Origin of the sequence: Corynebacterium coyleae, assembly GCF_030408635.1 — a bacterium.
Taxonomy (GTDB): Bacteria; Actinomycetota; Actinomycetes; order Mycobacteriales; family Mycobacteriaceae; genus Corynebacterium; species Corynebacterium coyleae.
On record NZ_CP047198.1, the window covers coordinates 857,827 to 884,324 of the forward strand.

Annotated in this window: 22 protein-coding genes; 6 read left to right on the top strand and 16 right to left on the bottom strand. The window is 62.4% G+C overall.

The window, feature by feature from the left end; genetic code table 11:
• Positions 1-11 precede the first annotated feature (11 nt).
• Genes CCOY_RS04240 through CCOY_RS04250 form a run of 3 tightly spaced genes read right to left on the bottom strand, consistent with a single transcriptional unit; the run spans position 12 to position 3,008 of the window.
• A complete protein-coding gene (locus tag CCOY_RS04240) occupies positions 12-1,559 on the bottom strand; it encodes a 5-oxoprolinase subunit B/C family protein (protein ID WP_092101963.1) in 1,548 nt (515 codons plus the stop codon).
• Positions 1,556-2,311 carry a LamB/YcsF family protein gene (locus tag CCOY_RS04245; protein WP_092101966.1) on the bottom strand — a complete coding sequence of 252 codons (756 nt, stop codon included), beginning with the start codon at positions 2,309-2,311 and terminating at the stop codon, positions 1,556-1,558. The genes CCOY_RS04240 and CCOY_RS04245 overlap by 4 nt, the downstream gene beginning before the upstream one ends.
• A gap of 55 nt (positions 2,312-2,366) precedes the next feature.
• Complete coding sequence (locus CCOY_RS04250; protein ID WP_070421271.1) at positions 2,367-3,008, bottom strand: GntR family transcriptional regulator; 642 nt, start codon at positions 3,006-3,008, stop codon at positions 2,367-2,369.
• Between the two features lie 156 nt (positions 3,009-3,164).
• Between CCOY_RS04250 and ppk2 the strand changes: the two genes are divergently transcribed.
• Positions 3,165-4,016, top strand: a complete 852-nt coding sequence (gene ppk2, locus CCOY_RS04255; protein WP_070421270.1) for a polyphosphate kinase 2 — start codon at positions 3,165-3,167, stop codon at positions 4,014-4,016.
• On the opposite strand, the gene CCOY_RS04260 is transcribed toward ppk2, so the two are convergent.
• The 7 genes from CCOY_RS04260 to CCOY_RS04290 all read right to left on the bottom strand — a co-directional run bounded on the left by CCOY_RS04260 (position 4,017) and on the right by CCOY_RS04290 (position 10,962).
• Positions 4,017-4,778 carry an HtaA domain-containing protein gene (locus CCOY_RS04260; RefSeq protein ID WP_070421269.1) on the bottom strand — a complete coding sequence of 254 codons (762 nt, stop codon included), beginning with the start codon at positions 4,776-4,778 and terminating at the stop codon, positions 4,017-4,019.
• Positions 4,779-4,842: 64 nt separating this feature from the next.
• A complete protein-coding gene (locus CCOY_RS04265; RefSeq protein ID WP_070482633.1) occupies positions 4,843-5,106 on the bottom strand; it encodes a hypothetical protein in 264 nt (87 codons plus the stop codon).
• 5 nt (positions 5,107-5,111) lie between these two features.
• Positions 5,112-6,002 carry an HtaA domain-containing protein gene (locus CCOY_RS12195; RefSeq protein WP_092101969.1) on the bottom strand — a complete coding sequence of 297 codons (891 nt, stop codon included), beginning with the start codon at positions 6,000-6,002 and terminating at the stop codon, positions 5,112-5,114.
• Positions 6,003-6,094: 92 nt separating this feature from the next.
• Positions 6,095-6,898 (bottom strand): heme ABC transporter ATP-binding protein, encoded by an 804-nt coding sequence (locus CCOY_RS04275; protein WP_070421266.1) that lies wholly within the window; start codon positions 6,896-6,898, stop codon positions 6,095-6,097.
• On the bottom strand, positions 6,895-7,938 hold the full coding sequence (locus CCOY_RS04280; protein WP_070816910.1) for a FecCD family ABC transporter permease: 1,044 nt from the start codon (positions 7,936-7,938) through the stop codon (positions 6,895-6,897). Before CCOY_RS04280 ends, CCOY_RS04275 begins: the two co-directional genes overlap by 4 nt.
• Positions 7,935-9,002 carry a heme/hemin ABC transporter substrate-binding protein gene (locus CCOY_RS04285; protein ID WP_070482637.1) on the bottom strand — a complete coding sequence of 356 codons (1,068 nt, stop codon included), beginning with the start codon at positions 9,000-9,002 and terminating at the stop codon, positions 7,935-7,937. The genes CCOY_RS04280 and CCOY_RS04285 overlap by 4 nt, the downstream gene beginning before the upstream one ends.
• Before the next feature lie 25 nt (positions 9,003-9,027).
• A complete protein-coding gene (locus CCOY_RS04290) occupies positions 9,028-10,962 on the bottom strand; it encodes an HtaA domain-containing protein (protein ID WP_092101971.1) in 1,935 nt (644 codons plus the stop codon).
• 92 nt (positions 10,963-11,054) lie between these two features.
• On the opposite strand from CCOY_RS04290, the gene CCOY_RS04295 reads away from it, so the two are divergent.
• Positions 11,055-11,483, top strand: a complete 429-nt coding sequence (locus tag CCOY_RS04295) for a hypothetical protein (protein ID WP_070570903.1) — start codon at positions 11,055-11,057, stop codon at positions 11,481-11,483.
• Between the two features lie 11 nt (positions 11,484-11,494).
• On the opposite strand, the gene CCOY_RS04300 is transcribed toward CCOY_RS04295, so the two are convergent.
• The 3 genes from CCOY_RS04300 to CCOY_RS04310 all read right to left on the bottom strand — a co-directional run bounded on the left by CCOY_RS04300 (position 11,495) and on the right by CCOY_RS04310 (position 13,586).
• Positions 11,495-12,142: a biliverdin-producing heme oxygenase gene (locus tag CCOY_RS04300; RefSeq protein ID WP_070482664.1), complete on the bottom strand. Its 648-nt coding sequence runs from the start codon at positions 12,140-12,142 to the stop codon at positions 11,495-11,497.
• 83 nt (positions 12,143-12,225) lie between these two features.
• On the bottom strand, positions 12,226-12,807 hold the full coding sequence (locus CCOY_RS04305) for a DNA-3-methyladenine glycosylase (protein ID WP_070421276.1): 582 nt from the start codon (positions 12,805-12,807) through the stop codon (positions 12,226-12,228).
• Complete coding sequence (locus tag CCOY_RS04310) at positions 12,804-13,586, bottom strand: HAD family hydrolase (RefSeq protein WP_092101977.1); 783 nt, start codon at positions 13,584-13,586, stop codon at positions 12,804-12,806. Before CCOY_RS04310 ends, CCOY_RS04305 begins: the two co-directional genes overlap by 4 nt.
• A gap of 40 nt (positions 13,587-13,626) precedes the next feature.
• Between CCOY_RS04310 and CCOY_RS04315 the strand changes: the two genes are divergently transcribed.
• The 4 genes from CCOY_RS04315 to CCOY_RS04330 all read left to right on the top strand — a co-directional run bounded on the left by CCOY_RS04315 (position 13,627) and on the right by CCOY_RS04330 (position 23,695).
• On the top strand, positions 13,627-14,607 hold the full coding sequence (locus CCOY_RS04315) for a 3-hydroxyisobutyryl-CoA hydrolase (RefSeq protein ID WP_092101980.1): 981 nt from the start codon (positions 13,627-13,629) through the stop codon (positions 14,605-14,607).
• Positions 14,608-14,726: 119 nt separating this feature from the next.
• On the top strand, positions 14,727-16,118 hold the full coding sequence (locus CCOY_RS04320; RefSeq protein ID WP_092103027.1) for a glyceraldehyde-3-phosphate dehydrogenase: 1,392 nt from the start codon (positions 14,727-14,729) through the stop codon (positions 16,116-16,118).
• A 189-nt stretch (positions 16,119-16,307) separates the two neighbouring features.
• Positions 16,308-21,317, top strand: a complete 5,010-nt coding sequence (locus CCOY_RS04325) for a carboxypeptidase regulatory-like domain-containing protein (protein WP_167594512.1) — start codon at positions 16,308-16,310, stop codon at positions 21,315-21,317.
• A gap of 8 nt (positions 21,318-21,325) precedes the next feature.
• Complete coding sequence (locus CCOY_RS04330) at positions 21,326-23,695, top strand: zinc metalloprotease (protein ID WP_143028465.1); 2,370 nt, start codon at positions 21,326-21,328, stop codon at positions 23,693-23,695.
• Positions 23,696-23,710: 15 nt separating this feature from the next.
• Here the strand turns inward: CCOY_RS04330 and CCOY_RS04335 are convergent, their stop codons facing one another.
• The 3 genes from CCOY_RS04335 to CCOY_RS04345 all read right to left on the bottom strand — a co-directional run bounded on the left by CCOY_RS04335 (position 23,711) and on the right by CCOY_RS04345 (position 26,432).
• Positions 23,711-24,508: a hypothetical protein gene (locus tag CCOY_RS04335; RefSeq protein WP_070614912.1), complete on the bottom strand. Its 798-nt coding sequence runs from the start codon at positions 24,506-24,508 to the stop codon at positions 23,711-23,713.
• Positions 24,509-24,741: 233 nt separating this feature from the next.
• Positions 24,742-25,971, bottom strand: coding sequence for a peptidase T (gene pepT / locus CCOY_RS04340; protein ID WP_092101989.1), 1,230 nt, complete (start codon positions 25,969-25,971; stop codon positions 24,742-24,744).
• A gap of 17 nt (positions 25,972-25,988) precedes the next feature.
• A complete protein-coding gene (locus CCOY_RS04345) occupies positions 25,989-26,432 on the bottom strand; it encodes a DUF2871 domain-containing protein (RefSeq protein WP_092101992.1) in 444 nt (147 codons plus the stop codon).
• Positions 26,433-26,498: the final 66 nt, after the last annotated feature.

A 26,498-nucleotide genomic window follows, 5' to 3' on the forward strand; every position in this document is an offset into this window, starting at 1 on the left:
GCGTAAGTGCGTTAGAGGGAAAAGCGTTCGAAGCGGAGTTTGGCGCCGGGTGGGAGTTGGGCGGCGATGTCGACGTCTTCGTTGATCACGGTTGCCATGACGGGGTATCCGCCGGTGACGGCGTGGTCGCGGAGGAACAGGACGGGTTGGCCAGAGGGTGGGATTTGGATGGAGCCTGCGACCATGCCTTCGCTGGGGAGTTCGCCTTCGCGTTCGCGTGTGAGGGGGACGTCGGATTCGAGTCGGAGGCCGACGCGGTTGGAGTCGGCGGTGACGGTGAATGTGGTGTTGAAGAAGCGTTCGACGGCGTCGTTGCTGAACCAGTCGTCGCGGGGGCCGAGGACGCAGCGTACGGTCCCGACGACGTCTGCTCCGTCGCGTTCGACACGCAGGGGGTTGGTGAGTAGTGAGTTGGCGGATTGTGGTTTGGCTAGGGACATGGCGATGGTGTCGCCGCTGTGGAGTGGTTTGGGTCCGAGGCCGGAGAGCATGTCGGTTGCGGCGGAGTTGAGTTCGGTGTCGGCGATGAGTCCGCCACGTACGGCGATGTAGGTGCGGAACCCGAGGCGCGCTTGCTTGACGACGACCTCCGCACCCGCCGGGACAATCGTCGGCGTTGCCAGCAGTACGGGCCTTCCGCCGACGGTGACGTCCGTGTCGGCACCGGTGACGCAGATGACGGTTTCGGTCAGTGCGGTCATGGTGAGCCCGCCGATGTTTTCGAGCAGGGTGGCGTTGCGTTTGTTGCCTACGGCTGCGTTGGCGGTGCGTGCGGAGGCGCGGTCGGCGGAGCCGGAGGTGGTCACGCCGAGGTTGCCGTTGCCTTGGCGGCCGAGGTCTTGGTAGAGGGTTTGGAGTCCGGCGTCGTCGAGTGTGAAGACGGGGCGGCGTGGTGGGGTGGCGAGGTGGTGGCGGGCGAGGGTGGTGTCGTCGTTAAGTGTGTCGACTGCTCTGTAGTGCACACGGTCGCCGGGGGCGACGAGGGCGGGCGGGGTGGCGGTTGAGTCCCACATTGGGGTGTTGGTGGTGCCGATGAGTTGCCAGCCGCCGGGGGAGGTGCGTGGGTAGACGGCGGAGAATTCTCCGGCCAGGGCTACGGCGCCTGCGGGCACGGCGGTGCGTGGGGTGTCGCGGCGTGGGATGCTCAGGGCGCGGGTGGCGTCTTCGGGCACGCAGTAGGTGAAGCCTGGGGCGAATCCGCCGAAGGCTGCGACCCAGGTGGTGGAGGTGTGCCAGTCGATGAGTTCGTGGGTAGCCATGCCAAGCGATTCGGCCAGCGGGGCGAGGTCTTCGCCGTTGTAGAGCACGTCGATGGCGATGTCGCGTGGTTCGGTGTGTTCTGCGGCTGCGGGACTGTAGGTCTGCAGCGTGTCGATTGCCTTGGTGGTCGCGGTGGGCGAGTCGAAGGTAAGCAGTACGGTGCGTGCGGCTGCAACGACGTCGGTTTGGTGGTCGAGCGGGCTTGCCGTGAGTGCGGCGTAGTAGTTCATCACCGTGGCCAGGTCGGGCAGATCGACGATGAGGCCGCGGGTGCCGACCCGTTTGATGCTGAGGGTCATAGGACGCTCGCGATCGTGATGTTTTCGTCGCGAAGCTTAGCGACGACACTGCGTGTCAGCTCGACCGAGCCTGGGGAGTCGCCGTGTACGCAGACGGATTCGGCCTGCACTTTGACTTCGGTGCCGTCGATGGCTGTGACGGAGCCGGTGGAGGCGACCTGGAGGACGCGTTCGGCGACGGCGGCTGGGTCGTGCAGGACGGCGTTGGGTTCGCGGCGCGATACCAGCGTGCCGTCGGGGTTGTAGCCGCGGTCGGCGAACGCTTCGCGGATGACGCGCATGCCGGCTTTTTCTGCGATGTCGACGGCAACACCGCCTGGCAGCAGCATGACGGCCAGGTCGGGGCTGAACGCTTTGATGCCGTCGATGACGGCTTTGGCATGGGCCTCGTGGTGGACGATGGTGTTGTACAGCGCGCCGTGTGGTTTGACGTAGCGCACGTGCATGCCGTGAACGCGGGCAAGCGCGTCGAGGGCGCCGATTTGGTAGAGGGTTTCGTCGGCGAGTTCGCCGGGCGTGTAGTCCATGAATCGGCGGCCGAAACCGACGGGGTCGTTGTATGCCACGTGTGCGCCGAGTGTGACGTTATGTGCTGCGGCGTCTTTGAGTGTTCCGGCTATGGAGTGGGGGTCTCCAGCGTGGAAGCCGGTCGCAACGTTTGCGCTGGAGACCATCTGCAGCATCGCCGCATCGTCTGCGACCGGGTTGCCCGCAGTCGTTTCACCGAGGTCGGCGTTGAGGTCGATATGCATGACCTCAGTTATACCGCTGTTCGAGTGTGACCCCGAACATAAGGGGGGTGCGGGGCTAGATGAGCTGCCCGCTGTTGATCTTCTCGATCATCTCGATGATTTCGGTGCTTAGCTCAATCAGTTGGTGCTGGAGGTAGTCGGATGCGCCCTGGCGATCGTCGGCACGCAGCAGCTCCACGATGTGCTCATTAATGCCGATGAAACGGCGGTTGAATGAGGGATCCTTCTCCAGAATCGGGAGGGTGGCCAGGCGGAGGAAGGCGTCGAGCTGGTCCATGGTGTCGCCGAGGGTCTTTGAACCCATCGAGGACAGTACGACGTGGTGGAATGCCTGGTTCACAGCGATGAACAGGTCGTCGTCCTGTTCCTCAATTGCGGTGCGGCCTTCGGCGTTGAGCTCCTCGAGGCGGTCGACGTCCAGGTCGGTGCCCCATAGCAGTGCAGCAGGTTCGATTGCTGCACGTGCGCGGAAGGTGTCGGTGATGAATTCCGCTGTTGGGGTCGCGAGGAACACACCGCGGTTGGGGATGCGCTCGACCAGGCCTTCAGCGGTCAACATTGCGAAGGCTTCGCGCAGCGTATTGCGAGATACCCCGAAGCGGTCAGCGAGGGCCACCTCGTTGAGCTTCTGTCCGGGGATAAACTCACCGCGCGAAATCGCTCTGCGAACTTCGGCGGAAACGTTATGTGCAAGCATGGCATCCGTTTAGGTCAGCGTTACCGGGACTTTTTGAGTGACCCGGTACGGTATTGAAAAGGTTTCGGGAGAAGTATAGCCCATAGATTGTTCAACAATGTCTTCCCTCGCGAGATAATTGTTGTGTCGTTTTTGTCTGTGAGTACGGTTATACCTATGAGCCAAGCTAAAAAGCCGCCGAAGTTGTCCCGTGATGCCTATGAGCAGGAGTTGCTGCGCCTCCAGGCTGAGTTGGTTGCGATGCAGCAGTGGGTCGTCGAAAACGGCGAGCGTGTTGTGATCATTATGGAGGGGCGTGACGCTGCGGGCAAGGGCTCCGCAATTAAGCGCATCACCCAGTACCTCAACCCGCGTCAGTGCCGTGTGGAGGCGCTGCCGAAGCCGACGGACCGCGAGGCGGGTCAGTGGTACTTCCAGCGCTATGTGGAGAAGCTGCCGACGGCAGGCGAGATCGTCATCTTTGACCGTTCCTGGTACAACCGTGCCGGCGTCGAGCGCGTGATGGGCTTTGCCACCTCTGAGGAGTACCGCCGCTTCCTGCACCAGGTGCCGATCTTTGAGCGCCTGCTGGTTGAGGACGGCATCATGCTGCGCAAGTACTGGTTCTCCGTTTCGGATGAGGAGCAGTACAAGCGTTTCCAGTCCCGTCGTGAGGATCCGTTGCGTCAGTGGAAGCTTTCGCCGATGGATCTGGAGTCCATTACGAAGTGGGAGGAGTACTCCCGCGCGAAGGACGAGATGTTTGTCCACACCGATATTCCGGCGGCGCCGTGGTACACGGTGGAGAGCGAGGACAAGAAGCGGTCTCGCATCAATGTCATTTCGCACTTGCTGTCGACGATTCCGTATGAGCATATTGAGCCTGACCTCCCAGAGATTCCCGAGCGTCCGGCGATCACGGACTATGAGCGTCCGCCTCGCGACGAGTTCCGCTACGTGCCCGATGTCGCCGCCAAGTTGGAGAAGCGCAAAGTGGGCAAGGGCAGTAAGAAGAAAAAGAGAAAGTAGTTACCGGGGCAGCCACTGCGCAAGGAGCGCCCGGACCGGGGTAAGGGTTGATGCGTAGGCGAGACCGCCAAGTACGGCGAGCACGCCCACGGCGATGCCCGCGATCGCCCCAGGGCTGAGAGCAGTCGCCCCGAATGTCACGTTGAGATCCACTTCAGAGTCTTTTAGCAACGTGCCCTTCGGGTAGTGCCTGAGGGACTTCTCCATGCCGGTATCCGACACCGTTGTCCGGTTGTGCTCTGTCACTCGTTTCGGCGGGGTGATCTCGCTGCCGAGTGTGAAGGTGACCAGCGGCTCGTCGTCCCCCTTGGCACCGACTGGCTTGTACGTCTTGTTCGCGACCCCGGCGAGGAGGTAATCGCCGTACAAAGTGGCGTTTTTTCCCTCCACCTTCAGCTTGAGGTCCGAGTATTTTACATCTACGGCCCAGCCGTCGTAGCCACCCGCATTCTTGTATCCCTGTACCTGCGCTGAGCCGTCGAGCGCGAATGTCCACGTCTTTCCGGTCCGCGTCGCGGAGGTGACCGGGAAGGAGAATTCAAGCGCTTCCTGGTTCCACGTCGCGCCCCCGCCTGTGAGCACGCGACCTTGACCTTTAATGACGGCCTGATTCAGAAAACCGGTGGAAATGGGCCACACAAATTCGCCGCCAACCTCGGCGGGCTCAGCAGAGGAGCTTTCGGCGGCGGCAGGAATTGCCAGCGCAGTGGCGAATATAAGCGCGGAGAACCCCGCCGCAGCGGCGTTTCGGGAGATGAGCATTGAGGCGAATCCTTTTCGAATCAAATGAGGGCCCCGCCGGACGACGGGGCTCTTGAGGTAGTGTTTAACGCACCAGTTGGGGCAGTTGTGGAGGCTTGATGCCGAGGATTGACGCGGCCCCCTGTATGAGGGCGCTGAGCGCGAACCCTAAACCGGTGAAAGCCATCGCCAGTGCGATTGCCCGCGTGGCTTGCGTAGCCGGCGAGCCGTCGTCTGTCGAGGAAATCTCCGTGAAAGTGTCTTCCTCCGCAGTTTGGCCTTCGGCGACGGCGGGGGAGCAAAGCAATAGCGCCACCGCCACCGCGGTGGACAATCGCGCCTTGCACATGGACGCTACTTGCCCATGAACTGGTTAATCAGCTTCTGGACCGAAGGCTGAGTCGCCGCAAAGCCCAGGCCGCCCAGCACTGCGATAACCGCCATGACAATGCCGACGATTGCGCCGGTGCTCGAGCCGTCCTCATCGGTCGGCTTCGGGTCAGTCGGCTTCGGGTCAGTCGGCTTCGGGTCAGTCGGCTTCGGGTCAGTCGGCTTCGGGTCAGTCGGCTTCGGGTCAGTCGGCTTCGGGTCGGTCGGCTTCGGCTCCTTCTTCGGGGCCTTGAATGCGAGGTTGACGGCGACTTTCGAGTCATCCAATGGCTTGCCGACTTCGTAGCTCGAGCCGAAGATGTCGACGCCGAACTCGGTCAGCTTGGTCGGGGTGAACGTCGCAGACAACTTGTTGTCCTTGCCGGGCTTCAGCGCATCTGTGACCTCGAACTCTGCGATCGGCTTGTCGTCTCCGGTGGCGGTGGTGGGCTCAGAGCCCGGCATTGCGCCCTTGCGCACGTAATCCGCCTGCAGGACGCCCTTCGTGCCGTTGACCACAATCTTGAAGTCGGACATCTTGATGTCCATAGCGCCGTGGTGGCCCTCGATCGAAATGGCGCCGTCGAGGTCAATGGTGCCGTTGCCGTTGGCATCGAGGGCGGAGTCGGCGGCATTGACCGGAAGTGCGAAGTCAGCAAGCTTGCCGTCGCGAAGCACCTTCTCCGCGCCTTCCGTGGTTGTGATGGTGCTGGCGACGAACGGGGATTGCACGTAGCGCAGGAACGATTCCTTGATGTTCCAGTGCGCATTTCCCGACTCGATGGTTGGCGCATCCGCGAAGGCAGCGGGGGTGGCGAATGCAGTCGAGATCATGGCCGTGGCGGTGATGGCCGCGAGGGTGGTGGTGCGGGACATTGATGAAGCCTTTCGGTGAGTTGGTGTGGTGGATGTAACATCGCACCGATGGGATAGGGTAGGCTAACCTTAGCAAGGTATCCCTAACTTCTTCAAGGGGTGGGGGGAGCTGGGGCTGGACACCAGAGTCCGGAGACGGGTTCACCCGCCTCGTCGGGGGCCACTAGGATCCGCCCACTGCTTCGCAACACGGTGATGGGCCAGTCGTAGACGGAGCTGAGAATCGCGTCGTTGTACACTTCGTCAACGGTGCCTGCCGCTGTAATCTCGCCCGCCTTAAGGCACACGACGCGGTCGCAATATCGCGCCGCGAGCTGTAGGTCGTGCAACACGACGATGACTGTCACACCGCGACGCGCAAGCGCGCGAACGGCTCCCATCGTTTGTTCTTGGAAGTGAACGTCCATGGCTGCCGTTGGTTCGTCGAGAAGCACGACCTGCGTTTGCTGCGTGAGCACCCGCGCGAAGGCTGCGCGGGCTCGCTCTCCGCCGGACAGCGTCACAATCTCGCGGTCCTGTAGGTGGGTGATCCCCGTCGCGTCGAGCGCCGCATCCACGATCGCCGCATCGTCCGGCCCACGGCCCCAGGGGTGGCGGCCCATTTCGACGACATCGCGCACGAGGAAGGAAAACGCCACGCTGACGTCTTGGAGCATGACAGCGCGCGTGCGCGCGAGTTCGGAGGCTGTGCTTTCCGACGCATCCTTGCCCGCCACTTCGACCACTCCGTGCGCGAGCTGAATGTCACCCGCCAAGGCCGACAGCAGGGTCGACTTTCCGGCTCCGTTGGGTCCGATAAGCCCGGTGACCTGGCCGGCGGTTGCGTGCAGGTCGACTTGGTTAAGAATAGTGCGGTTTTGCTTCTGCACAGTGACGCCACGTGCGGTAACACTCATATCTGGTGGTTCTTTCGTATCATTTGCCGCAACAGCAAGAAGAATGTTGGCCCACCGATCAGCGCGGTAAATATGCCAATCGGTAGGTCTGCAAAGGGGATGATTGTGCGGGCGAGAATGTCGCCGGCACCGATCAAAAGTGCCCCACCGAGAGCTGAAGCGGGGAGCAGCACCTTATTGGAAGGGCCTACCGCAGTGCGCACGATGTGCGGCACCACAAGACCCACAAACCCGATCAGTCCCGCAAACGAGACAGCGGCAGCGGTGAGCAGCGTCGACAGCACGATCGCCGCCATTCGCAGGCGTGTGACATTGAGCCCGACGTGGTAGGCGGCCTGGTCGCCGAGTGCGAGAAGGTCGAACTTGCTGCCTAACAGCATCGCCAGCGTCAGTGACACGATGACCACGCCTGTCACTGCGCCCGTTTGCGCCCAGTTCGCGCCCGAGAGAGTGCCCATCTGCCAAAAGATGATTTGCTCTCGCGCGGTCGTGGGGGCCATAAAAGTGAGCACTGAAATAATGGCACCGCAGATAGCGTTGGCCGCGATACCCACCAAGATCAGGTTGAGCACGCGAACCTTGCCGCCGACTCGTGAGAGGAAGTACACCACCGCGGTTGCAAGGGTCCCAGATATAAAGGCAAGGACGGGCACCGTCATCGTGCCGAAAGTGGTGAGCCCGAAGACGAGCGCGACGGCGGCCCCGACGCCCGCGCCGGTGCTCACGCCGATCACGCTCGGCTCCGCGAGCGGGTTGGCGAAGACTGCCTGCATGAGCGCCCCGCTGACGCCCAGCGCGGCACCGACGAACAGACCGAGCACCAGGCGGGGGAGTCGGATCTGCCAGATCACGGACGCTTCCAGAGAGGTTGCAGACAGCGGGCCGGCCTGGAGAATCGGCCACAGCTCACGGACCGAAAGCTCGAACTGTCCAACCATGATCGAGCCGATGGCTGTCGCCACCAGCAGCACACTGACGGTCGTGAACAGCGCCACACGGCTGCGGCGGCGGGCGTGAAACACCTCGGCGGAAGATGTCACTGCCCCTCCCCGTACAGGGCGTGGGCTGCGCGCAGCAGAAGTTCCCCGGTTTGGGGGCCGAACGCAAGCGAGTCGCCGTCGGGAAGTGAAAGCACGCGCTTGTGCTGGCCGGCGGTCGTCTGTGCGACACCGGGTCGTTGAAGCAGGCCCTCGATATCGCCGGTGGATTGCAGCCCGCCGTTCATCATGACGAACACCTCTGGATTGACCTGGGCGAGCGCTTCGGGGCTGGCGGGGGAAGCGTTGCCGATGCCGTTTTCAGTGTTCACGTCGACGCCGCCGAGCGCCTCGATGAGGTCCTTGGTGCCGTCTTCGCCGCCGAGCAGGTAGAACACGCCGCCGGTCCCGCGCGCGTACAGGAATGACATGCGCAGCGGCTGTTTCGGGACGACCTGCTTGATCGCTTCGAGAGCTTGCTGCACCTCTTTTTCACTTCGTTCCGCGAGGAGTTTGCCCGCTTCTGGCTCCCCGACGACGGAGGCCACGTTCATGATGTCCTCTCCCATTGATGCCATGGTCCGTTTCGGCTCCATGACGACGGTGGTCACGCCCGCCGCGCGGATTTGGTCGATGGCCTCGCTCGGACCGACGGAGTGATCCACGATGACCAACGTCGGGCGCAAGTTCAGTATTGCCTCCACGTTTAGTGAGTGACCGTTTTCGGTGACCACGGGAAGGTCAGAAAGCGAGGGTTCCGCGGAGCTGACCGTGCGACCGACAATGTTGTCCGCCAACCCGATACCGCGGAGCGTCTTTGTGTAGGTGCCGTAGAGGTCGAGCGCGAGGATGCGGGAGGTGTCGGTAACCGTGACGTCGTGGCCGTCGGCGTCAGTAAGTTCGACGGGCAGCGCAGTTTCGCGCTCCGCTTCGACGGGTTCTACCTCGGAAATCTCCGATACCATCGCGACGCCCTCAGCCTGGTGCGGGTCGGCTCCGGTTGCGAGCGACTGCGAAAGCGCCTTTTGTTCGGTTTGCACGGGGTTGTCCCAGCTGGCGCAACCTCCAAGCGACAGACCCACGGCCGCCGCGACCGCGCAGACGAGGGGTGTTTTCCAAAGCTTCATTGAGAGTTTCCTTTTCTATCCGGTTTTATCCGGTCGCAATAAACCTGGTCAGCGCGCCACCGGCGCCGAGCAACGAGGCCACCAGAAGCAGGAGTTTGGCCACCGTTGAGTCGTCCCAGCCTCCGCTGCCGGCGCCGTCGCCTGCCGCGGAGTTTTTGATCTGGAACTTTCCGCCTTCGGGCTGTTTGGCGGATTCCACGGCATCTGTACCTTCTACCTCGTCGAACACGCTGCCTTTTGCGTTTTCGGGGGTCGTCCCTGAGTTCAGCTTCGCTTGGGCTCCTGCCGTGCCGCCGCGCTTCAGCGCCGCAGCGTCACCTGCGGTTCCGCCTTTGCCTGTCGACGACTCCGAGGAGGCCCCACCCTGCCCCTCGCGGCAGTTCGCCGTGTTGCCGAGGCGAGCGCTGAAACTCACTGGGTCGAGTGGGGCCCCAGCGGGGTAGAACTGGCCGAACGCCTCCGCGCCGACTTGGGTGAGCGTCGCCTGCGCGGAGCCGGACACCGCGGAATCGGAAACGCTCAGCTCGCTGAAGGATAAGTTGGCGATCGCGATGCGGCCGAAATCATTCGCCTTGCCATCAGTGCTATTCGACGAAACATTGATGACGATTTGGCCCGAATCGCCACTGAACTGGATCTCCATATTGGAAAAGCGGGTGTCTAACACCCCTTCGTGGCCGGTGAAGTGGATGGTGCCGGGGTAGAGGATGGAACCGGAGCGTGCGGCAGTGTCCACCGCACCGGAATTGCCGGAGAACGTGAACGCGTTGCCGTCGTCGCCGACGCCTTTGAGTTCCCAGCGTCCTTTCGCGATGTTGCCGCGGATGTACGTGCGGAAAGATTGGCGAATGCCCCACTGGGCCTCGGAACTGACAATCCCGCGAGACGCGCTCGAGTCACAGATCCCGCTGTCGCTGGCGCCACCCGCAGGTGCCGCACCAGTGGGTTTTGCTGCATTACCGGTGTTCGTGCCGCCACTCGCCTTCGGCGCGCCGGCTGGTGTCGCGGGGACGGAGCCAGGGTTGACGTTCGCTGGACTGTTCGTTGCGTTGGAGGTTCCTCCCGTTCGGGGGGCATTGGACGTGGGGGCGCCGCTGTTGGCCGCTGGTGCAGGGCTCGTGCCTTCCTGCGTCGGAAGTACCCGGCGATGCAGTGACTCACCGCTGCGCAGCAGTGTCTCAGTGTTGGCGAACATCGCGTTGAGTTCTTCCAGGGTGTCGTTGATCTCGCCGAGGAGGCGGGCCGGGCCGGAGGTGGCGCCCGATCTCTTTGCGCCGGAGGTGCCGCCGCCCTCTTTGGGCTGTGGGGCGGGGCCGGAGGCGTCGTTAAGCGATAGCTCAATTGTGACCGGGTCGAGTGGAGCGCCCACCTCGTAGAAGCCACCGAAGATCTCCGCACCGGTTGTGGTGAGGGAGGTGGGGCCTGCGATGGTCGTTGTTTGTGCGGAGAAATCCGGGGCGGCGTTGAGCGCGATGGTGGCGAGCAGCTCTTGGGTGCCTTCGCGCACCGGGCCGGTCGAGTTCATGCCCTCGTACTTCCGTGAAGCGTAATCCACCCGCAGTTCGGCTTGAGCGCCATTGACCACCACTGTGGGGTTGCGCAGCGTCATATCAAGCGCGCCGTTGTGCCCGGTGAAATGGACCTCACCCTGGAAGCTGATTTCGCCGGCCGAGGCTGAAGTCAGTGCCGAGGATTTGGCGTCGAACGTGAAACCGTCGCCTGAGCGCTGTGCGCCGCCACCGACCGAAATGCTGCCGTGGGCTATGGGACCTTCGATGTATTTTCTGAACGATTCGCGCACCCCCCATTGCATGGTTCCCGCTGAGACACTGCGGTGTGTGCTGGCAGACTCTTCGGCCGCCGCGAGAGGAAGAAGCGCAGGCGCGGCGCCGAACATGGTGGCGGTAAAGCCGATCAGACTCGCGCAAGCGACTGCGCCGAGGTGGGTGCGAACATTCATGGTTGCCTCGAGGTGCGAAATAGCAAAAAGTAGGTAGGCTAACCTTACCTAAGTAAGGTTAGGTTTGCATAATGTTGAAAGGGGTTGTCGTGATGGCGCAACAGACGGGACCTGCTACCAAACTCATTCGACCTGTCGGTGTGCGATTGCCGCGCACATATGAAGGCGGCGCTGTGCACTTCGTCACCTGGGAGCGCGCCCTGATCGCCTTGATCACAGGTGTGATCGCGTTTGGGGCGGGTACCGGAAGCATCTGGGTGGCGTTCCCTGCGAGCGTAGCGTTGGTGGCTGCGGTTCTCGGGCTTTCGTCACTGCCCTCGCATAAGGGCCGCGATGCCGGTGCTCGACTGGGCAAACGCGCGGGGATCGTCCTCGCGGTGGCTTGGGGGTTGATTGTTTGCTTGGCAGTGCTAGTGCTGTTTCTGGTGCCTGCGCAGTTCACGCTCACCGGCGGAGTGCTCACTGCGTTCGTGGCGGCTGGGGCGATCTGGGGTGCGATCGCTTACGTTGACAGGCGTTAGTGAGCCTCGGCCTAGCCGGCGTGGGTCGAAAGGTCCTGGAACACTGCCTGGTTCAGGGCGAAAACGTGCTGGGCGGTGGAGATGATTCGTGCGCGCTCTTCGTCGTTAAGCTGCATCGCGTCGAGCGCCTCCTTGTAGTGCGCGCGGTAGTGTGGGATCTTGCCTACCGCGGAGAAGTTGTAGAAGTGCAATGCCTCGTCGGGCAGCGCGTACGCATTCTGGAACACGCGTGCGAGCACCTGTCCGCCGGCAATGTCGCCGAGGTAGCGCACGTAGTGGTGGGCGATGACTTCCGGGCCGGAGTCTGGGGTGAGCGCCTCGAGTTCGGCAACGTAGCGCCTCGTGGCATCGAGTGGGGCGGTGGTTTCCTTCCAGCCGGCACCGAGCATGGCGGTGAGATCGGCTTCGAGGGCGGGCACGCGCTCGAGGCGCTCGTCGGCGATCTGCGCCACCGCGGGGTGGGAAGCGGCGCGGCGCACCGCATCTTCGAGTGCCGAATAGATGTGGAAGTACTGCACTGTCAGCTCTGCTACGGCTGCCCGGTCCAGCTCGCCTTTTCCAAGGCTCGACATGAAGGGGGAATTCTCGGCGCTGGAGTGCGCAGTGGCAGTCTGGTCTTTGAGCGCGGCCGACAGTCGCTGGTCAGTGGGGGCGGCCATGGTCATCTGCTTCTCCAATCTAGGAATGAAGGGTAGGTTACCCTTAGTTGCAGATTGAGAATATAGGTAAGCCTAACCTTCAATCAATCACCCAAAAGGTTGATCCGCTTCGGGCGCCCGCGTGGTGTGGATACGGTCTTGTCGCCGGGGATCCAGAACCGCCACGGGGCGTCTTTGTTTTTGCTGATCCCGATGCGGGGTCCTGCGACCCATTCGGGTTCCGCATCGCGCGGGGTGAGGTGAATGGGGGTGCCGTTGTCGCCTAACCCCAGTGCGAGTGTTTGGCCGAGGTTGCCTGGCCCGCGGGCGAGGTTTTCAAACGGGATCAACGCGCGGTCGGGGCGTTGGCGTCGCTGGCGGGCGAGTGCTTCGCCGGCGACGATTTCGCCGCCACGCATGAGGCAGCCTTGGCCGATGCCTTCGGGCGCGCAGACGATGTTGCCGTTGTGGTGGATGCCGTAGGAGAGGTAGACGTACAGCCTGCCGGGTGGGCCGAACATGGCGGCGTTGCGGGCGGTTTTGCCCCTGTGCGTGTGGGCGGCGGGGTCTTCAGCGCCGAGGTATGCCTCGATTTCGGTCAGGCGCACGGTTACCCCGTTGTGGGTGATCAGGCACCCTAGCAACTGCGGTGCGACGACGTCGGCGGGTTGGGTGAAGTCGATCATTGCAGCCATTGCGCAAGCTTATCGACGACCGCCTCGTCCCCATTCGTCCCAATCACCTCATCCGCGATCGCTTTGAGGTCGGGGTGCGCGTTGTCCATCGCTACCGCGTGGCCGGCGGCGCGGAGCATGCCGAGGTCGTTGAGGAAGTCGCCGAATGCCGCCGTCTGTGCAAGGGGGATGTCCAGCGTGCCGGCGAGCGCTTCGAACGCGTGGCCCTTGTCGGCATCGGGGTTCATGATGTCCAGCCAGTGCTTGCCGCTGACCACTGCGCGCAGGTCGGGGGCGTGTTCGCGGACCCAGGGCAGGGCGTCGCGTTCGGCGTCGGTTTCAACGTAGAGGGCGATCTTAACCACGGGGCTGGGGTGGTCGCCGAGCGCCGACAGCGTTGTGCGCGAGGCGTAGTACTTGTCCACCTCCGCGTCGATCGCCGGCGGCAGCGGGAGGGTGGCGGCTACCTCCGGGGCGCAGATGACGGCGTGGGTGGGAAAAGGAGCGTCGGGAAGCGCTGCGATCAAGTTGCGCGCGGCGTCCGCGGACAGGGCCGTGGTGGAGACAACTTCGCCGGCGTGCCACACCACCGCGCCGTTTTCGGCGATGAACGTCTCGCATGCGGGGAACATGCGTTGCAGTGTTGCCAGTTGGCGGCCGGAGGCGGGGGTGATGGTGACGGACTGGGCGGTGGCGTCGTCGTAAAGCTGCCAAAAGCGCTCAGGTACCTGGCCTTCCGGGGTGAGGAGGGTGCCGTCCATGTCGAGTGCGATCAGTCGTGGCGTCTGCATTGCCCACACCATACCGGTGTGATGTGGAACACTGGGCGACATGACTGAGTTTGTGAAGACCGAAGTACGCGGCACGACCGGGGTGATCACCCTCGACCGCCCCAAGGCCCTGAATTCTCTGAACCCGGAGATGGCACGCGCCATCGACGAGATCCTGAAGCAGTGGCGTGACGACGACACCGTCACCCAAGTTGTCATCCAGTCCTCTGGCAAACACTTTTGCTCCGGCGGCGACGTCCGTGCCGCGCGCGACGGTGTCCTCGAGGGACGCCTGGATGAGGTCGATACGTTTTTCGCAGACGAGTACGCCATGAACTTGGACATTGCGAACTACCCCAAGCCGTACATCGCGCTGTGCAACGGCGTGATCATGGGCGGTGGCATGGGTGTGTCGGCGCACGGCTCGCACATGGTGGTCACCGAGGATGCGTTTGCGTCCATGCCGGAGATGAACATCGGCTACATCACGGATGTGGGCATGTCGTGGCTGTTGCAGAACCTGCCAAAGCGCCCCTCGCAAGCGCTCGGCGCGTTTTTGGCGCTGACGGGCTACCGCTTGAGCCCGGACGACATGCTGGCTACCGGCCTGGCCACGCATAAGGTTGCCTCGCTTGACGGGGTGCTCGACGGGATCGTGGAGCACGGGCCCGGCTACCTCGACGAGGTTGCGCTGGAGCAGGGTGAATCGCAGCTCGCGGCGCTTTACAGCGATATCGAGGCCACCTTCACCGGCTCCTGGGCCGAGATCCGCGAGCGCCTTGACGGCGAGTTCGGCGAGAAGGTGCAGGAATTGACCAAGCAGGCGTCCCCGTCGTCGCTCGTGGCGGCGGCGGAACTCATCGCAGCCAACGCATCGCAGGATCTGGCCGGCGCGCTGGACAACGAGCGCCGCCTGGGCGCGGTGATGGTGCGTGAGCCGGACTTTGCGGAAGGGGTGCGTGCGGTGCTCGTCGATAAGGATCAGGCCCCCAAGTTTGCCCCCGAGGCGGACCCCTCCAAGTATCGCGCTGTCCTGCGCTAAAGTAAATGGCGGTGTGGGGCTGAAATTGCCCCCGAATCCAACACGCTGAAGGAGCAACGTTGACCGAAACCACAAACCCCCGCGACGACTGGAACCACAAGCTCACCCTTGCCCAGGAGATGCTGCCGCTGATCAGCCGCCTGCACCGCGAACATAACGCGGTCACCTCGGTTTACGGCCGCCTGCTGGTGGGTGTGACCGACATCGAGATCATCAAGGCACACCGCTACGCGCGTCGTATCGACGAAAAGGAGCTCGCCCTCGACGAGACGCTCCCGATCCTGCGCGAGCTCGTGGAGATGGATCTCGGCACCGCTTCGATCGACCTCGGCCGCCTGGCAAAGGAGTTCAAGTACTCCGAAGAGAAGGATCTGCGTACCTTCCTGGATGCGCAGCTCGCTGACGTCATCGGTACCTCCTCCGAGCTCGATGCACGCGACGTTGTGCTCTACGGCTTCGGCCGAATTGGCCGTCTGCTCGCCCGCATCCTGATCGCGCGTGAGGCAATGTACGGTGGCGTGCGCCTGCGTGCGGTGGTGGTGCGTAAGAAGGGTGACATCGACATCATTAAGCGCGCATCCCTGCTGCGCCGCGACTCCATCCACGGCCCGTTCAACGGCACGATCACCGTGGATGAGGAGAAGGAAATCATCTGGGCCAACGGCACCCCGATCCAGATGATCTACGCCAACGACCCGGCCGAGATCGACTACACGGCGTACGGCATCAATAACGCCATCGTCGTCGATAACACTGGCGTGTGGCGCGACCGCGAGGGCCTGTCCCAGCACCTGCAGTCCAAGGGTGTGGACCGCGTGCTGCTTACCGCGCCGGGCAAGGGCGACATCCCGAACATTGTCTACGGCATCAACCAGGACATGATCGGCGACGAGCGCATCCTGTCCGCAGCGTCCTGCACCACCAACGGCATCACCCCGGTGCTGAAGGTGATCAACGACCGCTACGGCGTCAAGCACGGTCACGTTGAGACGGTTCACGCGTACACCAACGACCAGAACCTGGCCGACAACTTCCACAAGGGCAACCGTCGCGGCCGCGCAGCGGGCCTGAACATGGTGCTCACTGAGACCGGTGCGGCGAAGGCCGTGTCTAAGGCACTGCCGGAGTTTGAGGGCAAGCTCACCGGCAACGCCATCCGCGTGCCAACCCCGGACGTGTCCATGGCTGTGCTGAACCTGGACTTGGAGAAGGACGTTGAAAAGGACGAGGTGAACACCTTCCTGCGTCGCGTGTCCACCCACTCCAACCTGCGTCAGCAGCTCGACTACATCAACTCGCCGGAGGTTGTGTCCACGGACCTGCTTGGTACCTCCCACGCATCCGTGGTTGATGGTCTGGCCACGATTGCTTCCGGCAACCACCTCGTGCTCTACGTCTGGTACGACAACGAGTACGGCTACTCCCACCAGGTGGTTCGCGTTGTTGAGGACATTGCGGGTGTGCGCCCGACCGTGTACCCGGCACGCAAGGAGCCGTCTGAGATCCAGTAGCGCGTTTACTTAGCGACGACTCCACCGCCCCGGCCACATTCGGCCGGGGCGTTTCGTCGTTAAGTAAGGGCTTGGAATAGCTGGCAGTTCCATGAAAGATTTAGATAAGGCATATAACTAAGTGGTATCATTCCTGTGTTTCACCGTTCGTTTCCCGTGCCTTTGCTTCGAGAAAGTTGAATGACGCCCATGTCTCGCTATTCCGATGACCCCCGTCGCGTACACCGCCCACGGGGCATGCGCATCACCGCAGTTGCCACGGTGCTCGCGCTTGCCGGCACGGTCGCCGAAGTTCCGCTGGGTACCTTCACGCCGGTCGCGCACGCACAGAGGGCGCCTCAGCCGCAGGCGGGTATCAGTCACGGTGAGGTCCGTTTTGAGAACGGGCGAGACTGGCGGGGCGCGGTCTTCTTTAGCGATTCCATGCGAGTCAACACGGTGGCGCTCGAGTTCGTGCCGGAGAAGCCACGGGTCTTTGGTGAAAAGGTCCAACCCGCACCAAAAGGCGATCCGGTGTTTGACATGATTCCGGAGACCTCGCAGTTCACGCTTGAGTACAGGGAGCTCATGCCAAATCGGCGAGAGAGGCTGGTGGAAACCTACGAAGTCACCGTTCACCGCAGTATCGCAACAACGCCCTCGGGAAACTATGCGATCCGCTTGCGCTACAACTTGCCAGATCTTCAAGTGAAGAATGGTGACCGTCTTATCCTCTGGGCGAGAGGCAAGACCGGTTATCCGACTCCGATGGCTGGTGGTGGCGCGCGCTACACCATGCCGTACGTCAACCTGTCTGCGCCAGGCAAGGTGCGCGTACACAATCCGGATGAGGAGCCGGTCGGCCGCCCGAAGGTGTTGGTGAACAGGAAGTGGACCAACCGCCAGGGCAAGGAAATCGTCCTCCAGGGCGAAGAAGCGGTTGCCGATAACGGCTCCTACTGGCTGACCTCCAACAACCCGAGAACGACGTACCAGATTGGCGTGCGACCTCCAGCGGGCTTTGTCAGCCCGGCGACCAAGCCGTGGAAGGACGAGGCCACCGCCCCGGATTTTGATCTGTACCCGATCACCGTCACCGGCCGGGTGATCGACGACAAGGGAGTCGGCATCTCCGGTGCACGTGTGACCGTCGGCGGTAAGTCGGCCCAGACTGATCAAAGCGGTAACTTCACCGTGCCCAAGGTTCCGGTGGGAACGGAGTACACGCTGGTCGTGGGCGAAACTGAGGACCGTCAGGGGACAGAGGTCGATGGTGTCGTCGTTAAGGATCAGCGCGTCAACCGCATCGCGGACCCGATCGTTGTGCAGCGCAAGCAGCAGTACGGCAAAGTCAGCGGAAAGGTCAACGGGCTGCCGGAACGCACCAAGGTGAAGGTGCGTGTCGTCGGTACGAACACTGTCGTAGACACCGATGAGAACGCGGAGTTCACCATCCCGAACCTGGCAGTAGGCAAGCACGTGCTCGAGGTCGTCCCAGAGTCGCTGCCGAAGGGGTATTCGGTGACCCAAACGGCAGACGTGGACGTCAAACGCGCAACCACCGCGAACGCAAACTTCACCGCCACGCGCGATAAAGGCAGCATCTCTGGTGTGATCTCCGGCGTGCCGGCCGACAAACAGGTCAAGATCCGCGTCACGGGTCCCGAGATTTTGGAACAGACCGTCTCAGGCGGCCACTACAGCTTCCCGGACCTGCCCACCGGGGACTACCGCGTCGAAGTGATCAAAGACTCCGTGCCACGCGGATACTCCGTCACGGGCCCGCAGAACGCCAAGGTGGAAAAGTACGAAAACAGGACTGTTGGGTTCGCGGTGATTGCGGACAACGTCACGGGTGTGATCAAGGTGGTCGACGACGCCAACAGGCCAGTTGCCAATGCATCAGTCACCGTTGACGGACGGACCGAAACCACCAATGCGGAAGGCCTTGCAACGTTTGGGGATCTCGCGCCGGGTGCCTACACCGCCGCAGTGTCTGCTGCCAGGGGCAAGTACAGCGGCGCATCCCAGGGGTTCGTGCTGTACCCGGGCGATAATGATCCGGTGACGGTGAAGGTTGGTTCACTGAACCAAACCGGTGGCATTGTTGTCGACGACCTTGGTCAGGCTGTGGCGGGTGCGCAGGTCGTCGTCAAGCAAGGCTCCCGTGTCATCGGCACTTTCCCGACCACCCCGGAAGGCAACTTCAACGCCGGCGCGCTGGCTGCAGGCAACTACACCGCAGAGGTGGCCCGTAACAACACGTACGACGCGGCGAGTGCAAACTTCACAGTCGAACCCGGCGGAGACACCGAGTCAGTGATGCTCAAGGTCGCGCTGCACCGCGGATCCATCAAGGTTGGCACCTCGGGGCCGTTGGCTCCGACGGGGGTGTTCCTCAACGGCGGCCCGAACAACGAGTACCTGCCGATTGAGGAAGCCGGCGGCGACTACGTCTTGAATGACCTGTACCCGGGCGAGTACACCCTTGGTGGGCGCGCGCCGGAGGGGTACACGATCGAAGGCGGCGGTGCTGTCACCATCAACCCAAATGAGACGTCGGAAAAGACACTCAACGTTGTGCGCAACCTGGGCAATATCGCAGGTAGCGTCACTGGCCTGCCGAGCGGACAACCCGCCGAGATCCAGGTACGTGGTGCAGACCAGAACACCGCTGGCGTGAAGAAGACTGCGCCCGTGGTCAATGGGACGTATTCGATTGCTGGTCTACCAACGGGCACCTACACCGTCGAGATTGTTGGCCCGCAGGGGTATTCGGCGCCGTCGCAGGCTGCGAAGGTGAAAAAGGACAGCACCGAAACGCACGACTTTGCGCTCGCGCTGGACAAGGTGGACCTCGTCTTGCAGGTTGTCGACGACACCGGCCACCCCGTCGCCAACGCCAAACTTGATGTCGCCGGGCGCACGGTGAATACCAACGCGGAAGGCATGGCTACGGTCGAGGACATCCTGCCCGGAACCTATACGGCCAAAGCCGCCGAAAGCGAGTCCCACAGCGAAGGCAGCCGGGAAGTCACGCTGCAGCCCGGTAGGCACGGCAGCGGCGAAATCCTGGTGAAGACGCTCAACGCGGTGACCGGCACGCTTCTCGACGACCTCTCCGCACCCGTCGCCAACGCACCCATTCGCATCACCCAGAACGGTGGGGAAGTCGCCGAGGATACGACCGACGCACACGGCAGGTTTAACGCGGGCAACCTGCACGCCGGCGAATACACCGTGCAGGTTGAATCCAGCGACAACCACGGAGGAACAACCCAGCGTTTCAGTGTCGAGCCGAACAAGCCGCGCGATCTGGAGCTCACGGTGGCGCTGGTCAAGGGGTCCGTCAACATCTCGGTCACGGGTGACGCGGAGCCAGAGTCGATCACGATCACGGGTGGACCGAAAAACGAAACCCGCAAGGTAGAAAAGGTTGACGGCAAGTACGTCATCGATGGCCTCTACCCAGGTGATTACACCGTGACCGCAAAGGCACCGAGCAACCACACCGTCACACGTGAAAACGACGGCAAGGTCACGGTCAAGCCAACCGAGCAGTCCAACCTGGGCATTACGGTGAAAAAGGAGCCGGCGACGTCGAATCCGGCCCCGCAGCCGGATCCGTTCGTGTGGGCACCTGTGGTGGTGCACGCCGGCGAGGTAGGCATTGGCACGCCGACGCGTAAGGGGAGCAGTGACCCGGTGCCGTCTGGGTTCACCACCAACGGCGTGGAAAAGGTCATCTCCGGCAACAAGACGGAACAGGTTGCGCCGAAGGATTCCTGGATTCGTGTGGAGCAGGACGGCACGGTCGTCGCCACGCCACCGCGCGATGCCGCGCCCGGAACTTACCGCGTAGAGGTCAACACACCGACGGGCCAGCGCGAGGTCGTCGAGGTTGTCGTGGCTGAAGAAAAACCCATGGCCGATCGCTACACGGTCGAATGGGCGAAAACCCCGGTGCCTGCTGGTGTGGAGCGCTCCTCGAGCTCGCCGCGTGCGCAGGTGGTGGAGCGCGGCTTCACATACGACGACCGCGTGCTGCCCGCAGGAACAACGTTTAAGCCGAACGCCAAGGGCGTGACCATCGACGCCAAGGGCAGCATCACGTTCAAGCCGGAGGCCAACGCAAAACGGGGCACCCACACGGCCCCGGTCACGATCACTTTCCCGGACGGCAGTTCCAAGACGGTCAACGCCGTCTTCGAGGTCGGCGAGCCCATGCTGGCCGACCTGGCAAACCTCGGCTACGAAGACGAGATCATGGTGGTCCCGGGACTGAGCGCAACCGTGCTGCGCACCGGCGACGCTGCGTTGCCCGAGGGGACGACCTTCAAGATGAAATCCGGGTCGAGCCTGGGCGGCTGGTCCGCGACGGTGGACGCGAACACCGGCGACGTGCGAGTCAACGCACCGAAGGTGAACGCGCGTCCGCTCACGGTCAAGGTCATCGCCTACTTCCAGGATGGTTCCACCAAAGAACTTGAAGCGCGCGCTCGCTTGGCCACAGCTTCTGCACACGCCGTGAAAAACTCCATCTCCTACCCGTCTACCACGGTGCGGGTGGGCAACACAGTTGCAGTCGCCGCTGTTGGCGATGCGGTCAAGGGCGCGGTCTTCGACGTGATCGACAACGCTGGCCTTGACGTCGGCGTGAACAGATCCACCGGCGCGCTGCGCATCACGGCGCCGAAGAACGCCGAGATCGACGAAACCTACAAGCCGCTGATCCAGGTGCGCTACCCAGACGGCAGCGCACGCGAAATCACCGCCACGGTCACGGTGCCTTCGGATGCGGCGACGTTTGACGCCGGATACGTTGGAGCGAACGTACCCATCGGCGGTGAGGCTCGTCCGGAACCTTCGTCGAAACTGCCAGAGGGCACGCGGTTTAGCATCGACGGCTTCAACGAGCAGGGCTGGACAGCAACTATCGACGAAAAAACCGGCCGCATCACCGCCCGGTCCAACGGCAGTGTGCCCAACGGCAAAACCACCTCCGTCAAGGTGCGGGTGACCTACCCGGACGGATCCTCCGAACTGGTCAACGTCCCCCTGACGGCGAGGGCGCCGGAGGAAGTGGTGGTTGAGGATAAGGGGTCGTCGACAAGCGTTGGCTGGATCGCGGTCCTCGTGGGCGCGCTGGCGCTGCTTGCCGGCGTAGGATTCGCCGCATTTTTGAACCAAGACAAGATCATGCAGGTACTGGGTAGGTAGGCAACAACATGCGATTTTCCACAAAAGTAATGGCAGTCGGCCTGTGCGCCGCCCTCGCCCCCGTCTGCGTTATGCCCGCGCAGGCCAAGGTCACACAGCAAGGCAGGCAGGTTGTCGTTGAGGGGCAGCAGAAGAGCACATGGTCGCCGTACATCAACGCGACCGTGCGCCCCGACGGACAGGGCCTCTTCGACTTCGACCACCCCGAAGCCGCCGCCGAGGTGCTCAAGTACGGCCTCAGCACCGACGTGTACGTCAACGAGGCGAAAATGCCCGTCGACTGGAACGCGACGCCCGAAACCCTCAGCAGAGACGACGGAACCGACACGGTTGTCTACACCCAGACGTTCAACGGTGTTGAGGTCAAACGCACCATCAACATTTTCGACAACATCATCCAGTACACCGTCACCGCCACCAACGTCTCGGGCGCCCCGGTCAATGTCCGCGTCGAAGCCGTAAGCGACATCATGGGCAACCACGGCCAACTCCGCGCGCAGCAATACTTCGACGGCGAAATTCGCGTCTCCCCGGAAAAGCCCGGCCACACCGCACGCGTGAAGTTTGCGAACGCCGACCGGTTCGGCGTAGGACCGACCGCTGAGAAAGCCAAGGAGAGCCGCAACGACAACGACGCGCGCTACCAGGCCGGACGCTGGAGCAAGAGCCTCGCAGCGGGTGAGAAACTCGAGGCCGAAACCCAGGCGCGTTTCATCCCGCAGCCAGCCGCGTTCGACTCCGACGGCGACGGGCTGCGCAACTCGTGGGAACGCGTCGGCATGAAACTCTCCTCAGGCAAATCGTTGCCAATCCACCAGTGGGGCGCCGACGAAAACAAACCCGACCTGTTCCTGCAGCTGCACTGGATGCGATCCGAGTGGGAACAACTCAAGTGCGATCGGAAGGAATCCTTCGCGGCATCCGTGGAGGGCTTTACCCAGTTCGCCGACTGTGCGCGTGCAAACACGAAGGACTATGCGCCGTCGCCGGAGATCCTCAAGCAGTTGGAGGAGCGCTTCGCCAAACAAGGCATCAATCTCCACATCGTTGCGGGGCCGGAGTACGTCAGTTCCTCGATGTCCAGCATGAAGGAGGCAGACCGCGAGGGCGGCAAGACCGAGGACTACGCCAAAGAATTCATGCCAGGGTTGGCCGATCCGAAGTTGGCCAAAGACGAATGGGCTTACGCGCTGTATGCGCAAAACCAATTCATCTCGGCACGCGAACGGTTGCTGGGAGAACGCAAGGCGGTCTTCCGCGTTGGCGTCATCGGCGACACGATTTCTCGCGGCGACTCCTCGACAGGCCTCGCTTTGGTCAACGACTCCGTATTCTTCGTGGCGAACCATCCTGAGATGACCACGCAGGAGCAGCTGCGCAACACGATCCTGCACGAGTTCGGCCACACCCTGAACCTGCTGCACTACGGCGCGCACGTGGAGTCAAACACGGCACCGGCGCGCGATGACCTCGAAGAGTACAACTCGGTGATGAGTTACGCGCACCAGTTCAACCAGTTCAACTTTGCCGAAAAGGAAACGCACGGCCACGACGAGACCGGCAGGGAGTTTCAGATCCCGGCGGACTGGGCGAACCTGAACCTTCCAGGCGCGAACGTTGGCCAAGGCCACATCGGAGTGAACGACGAGACAGACAAGGAAAACGACAAAGACGACCACGATCACGACCACTCGCACGGCGAGGAAAGCATGCCGGTGCTGACCGAAGGTGACGTCAAGGAACTGGTCATCAACGCGGCAAGCAACAACAAGTACAAGGCAGGCTTTCGTCTCAACGAAACCGCGAACGGTGACAATGGCGTCGTCGCACAGCTTGGCGACGACAACGTCCTGCGCGGCACCATCTCCAACCTGGGAGACGTGGACGAGCGGTTTAAGGTCAGCGTCAACTACGGCTCGGGAGTGTTCCAACAAAGCTACGACCTGAAGCCTGCCGGCAAAGTCGGCGACGAGAAGCAGGTAGACATCAAGCTCGACCGCGCGGCGTTTTTGGACAAGCCGGTCGTTCCGCTGAGCGTAGTGGTTACAAACTCGCGCGGAACGGAAGTGTTTAGCCAGTCCTACAACGTCTCCGCGCTGAACTACACCCGCGAAGAGATGGCGAAGGTGCTTGCCGAGGTGCTTGCCTCCGACGCCCCGGAGTACGTCAAGGACATGGCCCGCAGGAAGCTGCAGCCGAAGGGCAAGACCGAAGGGACGAGCAACGCGCCGGCGGCGCAGAAACCGAAGACGCAGCAGCCGCCGGCCAACGGCGACGGTGCGGTCTCGCCAGTGGCGATCATCATCGGCGTGCTGCTCGCTATCGGCGGCCTTGGTGCTGCGCTAGCTGGCTGGGCGATGAGCCAGGGCATGATTTAGCGCATGATCTAACGCCTAGGCTGCCTGCTCCTGCCACCAGGCCAGAAGCCTCTCAAGTGTTTGGAGGAGCGCGTGGTCGGGGCCGACCGCCTCGACGGAGGGCAGCCTCGATGCACGGAATTGCGGGCCGAGGTTGGCAAACGGGCTCACGGGTTGGGTTGCGGTTTTTGAGGAGTCGATTGCCGCAAAGATCTCGTCGAGTTTGCGCTCGACGATCCTGCGTTGCCTCCGGTTAAACGTCTCCGGTGCGAACGGGTTGATGCCGGTGAAGCTCTTGCTGACAAGGCAGTTATCGCGCGGGTCGTACACAAAAACGGCGACTGGGAACGACTCGTCGGACTTCAGGTTCGGTGTGAACTCGATACAAAAGGCGCTGTACCACGCGTTGTCTTGCGAGTCGCCGAGCATCATCACCGTCGCAGCCGTGAGATCTTCCGCAGGGAAGACGCGAGGCGCCGTGAGCGCGAACGCGGGATCCTGCGGTGGCACGATACTGACCGTGTAGTCGTCGTGAGCGACCATGATGCGCTGGACTTCGGCCATGACGTTGGCCATCTCCTCCACGCCATACCAATCGGGCGCGCGAGGATTGTCCGGTTGGAGCAACGCGCAGTCGATTTCGTGGGTGTCCGGGTCGTGGATGAGTATTGCGACGCGGAGGCCGTTTTCGATGATGTAGTCGTCGTCAATGTGCCAGCGGATGTCGTCGTCGAAACTGTAGTCGTCCTCGTCGTAGTCGTACATGGTGACAAGGTCATCGACTTCCTCGTCGTAAGAATCGAGGTAGTAAAGCTCGTAGGCACGAAAAGCCATAATTATCCCCCCTGGGTGTCGGGCGGAAGCCCCCATTTTGCTTCCGCGTATCGACGAGCCTAAACCACAACCGGCCCCAACACCAGAGCCGGGATGCACAATATATTGTGCATCTCGTAGGGAACCGAGCAACGCAGCAGTAATTGTGGCCGAAAACGCCACACGCGCGAGGAACTTGACACTGAGCTCATGCACAAGACGAGCACCAGCATCAAGCGTGCTTAGTGAGCCGGTTACTCGCCACGCATCAGGGCGAGGGTGAGTTCATAGCAGCGCTCGAGGGAAGGCACCGGCAGAAACTCGTAGATCGAGTGGAAGTTGTGCGCGCCGGTGAAATAGTTCGGGGTGTAGACACCCTGGTTGGACAGCCATGACCCATCGGTGCCGCCACGCATATCGATCTCCTTAATCTCGATGCCGAGGCGGCGCATCGTAGCGTGCAGTCGCTCGGAGCCGACGGAATTTTCGGGGGTCTTCGCGTCGGAGATGTTCGCGTAGACATCTACGATGTCGCAGGTGATGGTGGCGCGCGGGTTTGCTGCGGCAAGATCGTCGGCAAGGGTGCGTAGACGCTGCTTCTTTTCCTCGTAGCCTTCGCGGTCATGATCGCGGATGCTCAACTGCATGGTGCAGGTGGACTGGTTGCCGTCGATACCGTTGAGCCAGATAAAGCCCTCACGCCCCTCGGTGTGCTCGGGCGTTTCCTGCGCGTCGAGCTGGTTGGCAAACTCCATTGCCAGTGTGATCGGGTTGACCAGGTTGCCCTTCGCGTTCATCGGGTGGGCGCTGACGCCGGCGATGGTAATGGTGGCGGTGGCGGCGTTGAACGTGGTCTCTACAACCTCGCCGAGCTCGCCGCCGTCGACGGTGTAGGCGTAATCGACAGGGAAGCGGTCAAAATCGATCGTGCGTACACCGCGCAGGCCGATCTCCTCGTCCGGCACGAACGCGATGTAAATGTCGCCGTGTGGGGTCTGACCGCCGAGCTCGGTGACCGCCTCCATGATCGCGGTCACGCCGGCCTTGTCATCGGCGCCAAGCACGCTCGTGCCGTCCGTGTGGACGATCGGCTGGCCCTCGTACGCTGCAAGTTCCGGGTGGTCGGCGGCGCGCAGCCAGAGGTCGCGCTCGGCGTTGAGGCAAATATCCCCGCCTTCGTAATGGGTTAGCTGCGGATTGACCGTGGGGGAGAGGTTTACATCCACCGTGTCCAGGTGGGAGCAGAAGCCGATCGCGGGGCCCTCGCCGGTGCCGGGGATCTTGGCTGTAACCACGCACGTGTCGGACAGGTGGACGTCGGTGGCCCCGGCGGTGGTGAGCTCGTCGACAAGCAAACGCGCAAACGTCCATTGGCTTTCGGTGGACGGGACTGTAGTGGCGCGAGCGTCGGATTGGCTTTCCGTGCGGACGTAGCGGAAGAAACGGTCGGTGACGCCTTGCTGAATCGGCGTGAGAGTATTCATGCCGCGAGGGTAGCGCGTTAGTTTGCCAGCGCTGCCTCAGAGGTTCGGGTAGGGCTATCGATGGCGCGACCCAGCAGCACCACGAAGATGACCAACGCGATGGTGAGCATGATGTGGCCCAAACCTGCGATGCCAGAGATCGCCGCACCCGACTCCTTGCCCAGCACCGTCAGCGAGCCGTGCAGGATCAGCATGGACACGGTGGTGAGCAAACCCGCGTTGTAGAGCCAGAAGAAGATATTGAAAAGCTTCTTATTGCGCGAGAAGGTGAAGACCTTTTCTAGGGCGAGGAAGATGAGGAACATCATGAAGCCCAGGGCCAAAAGGTGGGTGTGGGTAACGCTGAGCTGGGTGAACTGGCCTTCTGGGAAGCTGTTGGCGCGGGTGAACTCGCGGTAGAACACGCCCGAGATCAGGCCGAAGGCGAGGTAGAAGATTGCGGCTCTGTAGAGGGCCTTCATGGGAAAAACTCCTTTTAGCAACAAAGTGTTGTGAACATCATCTACGTTTGTACCAGAAAGCTCGGT

Bases quoted from the DNA above. Each gene is read 5' to 3' on its own strand.
- CCOY_RS04240 (WP_092101963.1), bottom strand. From the start codon at position 1,559: ATGACCCTCAGCATCAAACGGGTCGGCACCCGCGGCCTCATCGTCGAT.
- CCOY_RS04245 (WP_092101966.1), bottom strand. From the start codon at position 2,311: ATGCATATCGACCTCAACGCCGACCTCGGTGAAACGACTGCGGGCAAC.
- CCOY_RS04250 (WP_070421271.1), bottom strand. From the start codon at position 3,008: ATGCTTGCACATAACGTTTCCGCCGAAGTTCGCAGAGCGATTTCGCGC.
- ppk2 (WP_070421270.1), top strand. From the start codon at position 3,165: ATGAGCCAAGCTAAAAAGCCGCCGAAGTTGTCCCGTGATGCCTATGAG.
- CCOY_RS04260 (WP_070421269.1), bottom strand. From the start codon at position 4,778: ATGCTCATCTCCCGAAACGCCGCTGCGGCGGGGTTCTCCGCGCTTATA.
- CCOY_RS04265 (WP_070482633.1), bottom strand. From the start codon at position 5,106: ATGTGCAAGGCGCGATTGTCCACCGCGGTGGCGGTGGCGCTATTGCTT.
- CCOY_RS12195 (WP_092101969.1), bottom strand. From the start codon at position 6,002: ATGTCCCGCACCACCACCCTCGCGGCCATCACCGCCACGGCCATGATC.
- CCOY_RS04275 (WP_070421266.1), bottom strand. From the start codon at position 6,898: ATGAGTGTTACCGCACGTGGCGTCACTGTGCAGAAGCAAAACCGCACT.
- CCOY_RS04285 (WP_070482637.1), bottom strand. From the start codon at position 9,002: ATGAAGCTTTGGAAAACACCCCTCGTCTGCGCGGTCGCGGCGGCCGTG.
- CCOY_RS04290 (WP_092101971.1), bottom strand. From the start codon at position 10,962: ATGAATGTTCGCACCCACCTCGGCGCAGTCGCTTGCGCGAGTCTGATC.
- CCOY_RS04295 (WP_070570903.1), top strand. From the start codon at position 11,055: ATGGCGCAACAGACGGGACCTGCTACCAAACTCATTCGACCTGTCGGT.
- CCOY_RS04300 (WP_070482664.1), bottom strand. From the start codon at position 12,142: ATGGCCGCCCCCACTGACCAGCGACTGTCGGCCGCGCTCAAAGACCAG.
- CCOY_RS04305 (WP_070421276.1), bottom strand. From the start codon at position 12,807: ATGATCGACTTCACCCAACCCGCCGACGTCGTCGCACCGCAGTTGCTA.
- CCOY_RS04310 (WP_092101977.1), bottom strand. From the start codon at position 13,586: ATGCAGACGCCACGACTGATCGCACTCGACATGGACGGCACCCTCCTC.
- CCOY_RS04315 (WP_092101980.1), top strand. From the start codon at position 13,627: ATGACTGAGTTTGTGAAGACCGAAGTACGCGGCACGACCGGGGTGATC.
- CCOY_RS04320 (WP_092103027.1), top strand. From the start codon at position 14,727: ATGCTGCCGCTGATCAGCCGCCTGCACCGCGAACATAACGCGGTCACC.
- CCOY_RS04325 (WP_167594512.1), top strand. From the start codon at position 16,308: ATGTCTCGCTATTCCGATGACCCCCGTCGCGTACACCGCCCACGGGGC.
- CCOY_RS04330 (WP_143028465.1), top strand. From the start codon at position 21,326: ATGCGATTTTCCACAAAAGTAATGGCAGTCGGCCTGTGCGCCGCCCTC.
- CCOY_RS04335 (WP_070614912.1), bottom strand. From the start codon at position 24,508: ATGGCTTTTCGTGCCTACGAGCTTTACTACCTCGATTCTTACGACGAG.
- pepT (WP_092101989.1), bottom strand. From the start codon at position 25,971: ATGAATACTCTCACGCCGATTCAGCAAGGCGTCACCGACCGTTTCTTC.
- CCOY_RS04345 (WP_092101992.1), bottom strand. From the start codon at position 26,432: ATGAAGGCCCTCTACAGAGCCGCAATCTTCTACCTCGCCTTCGGCCTG.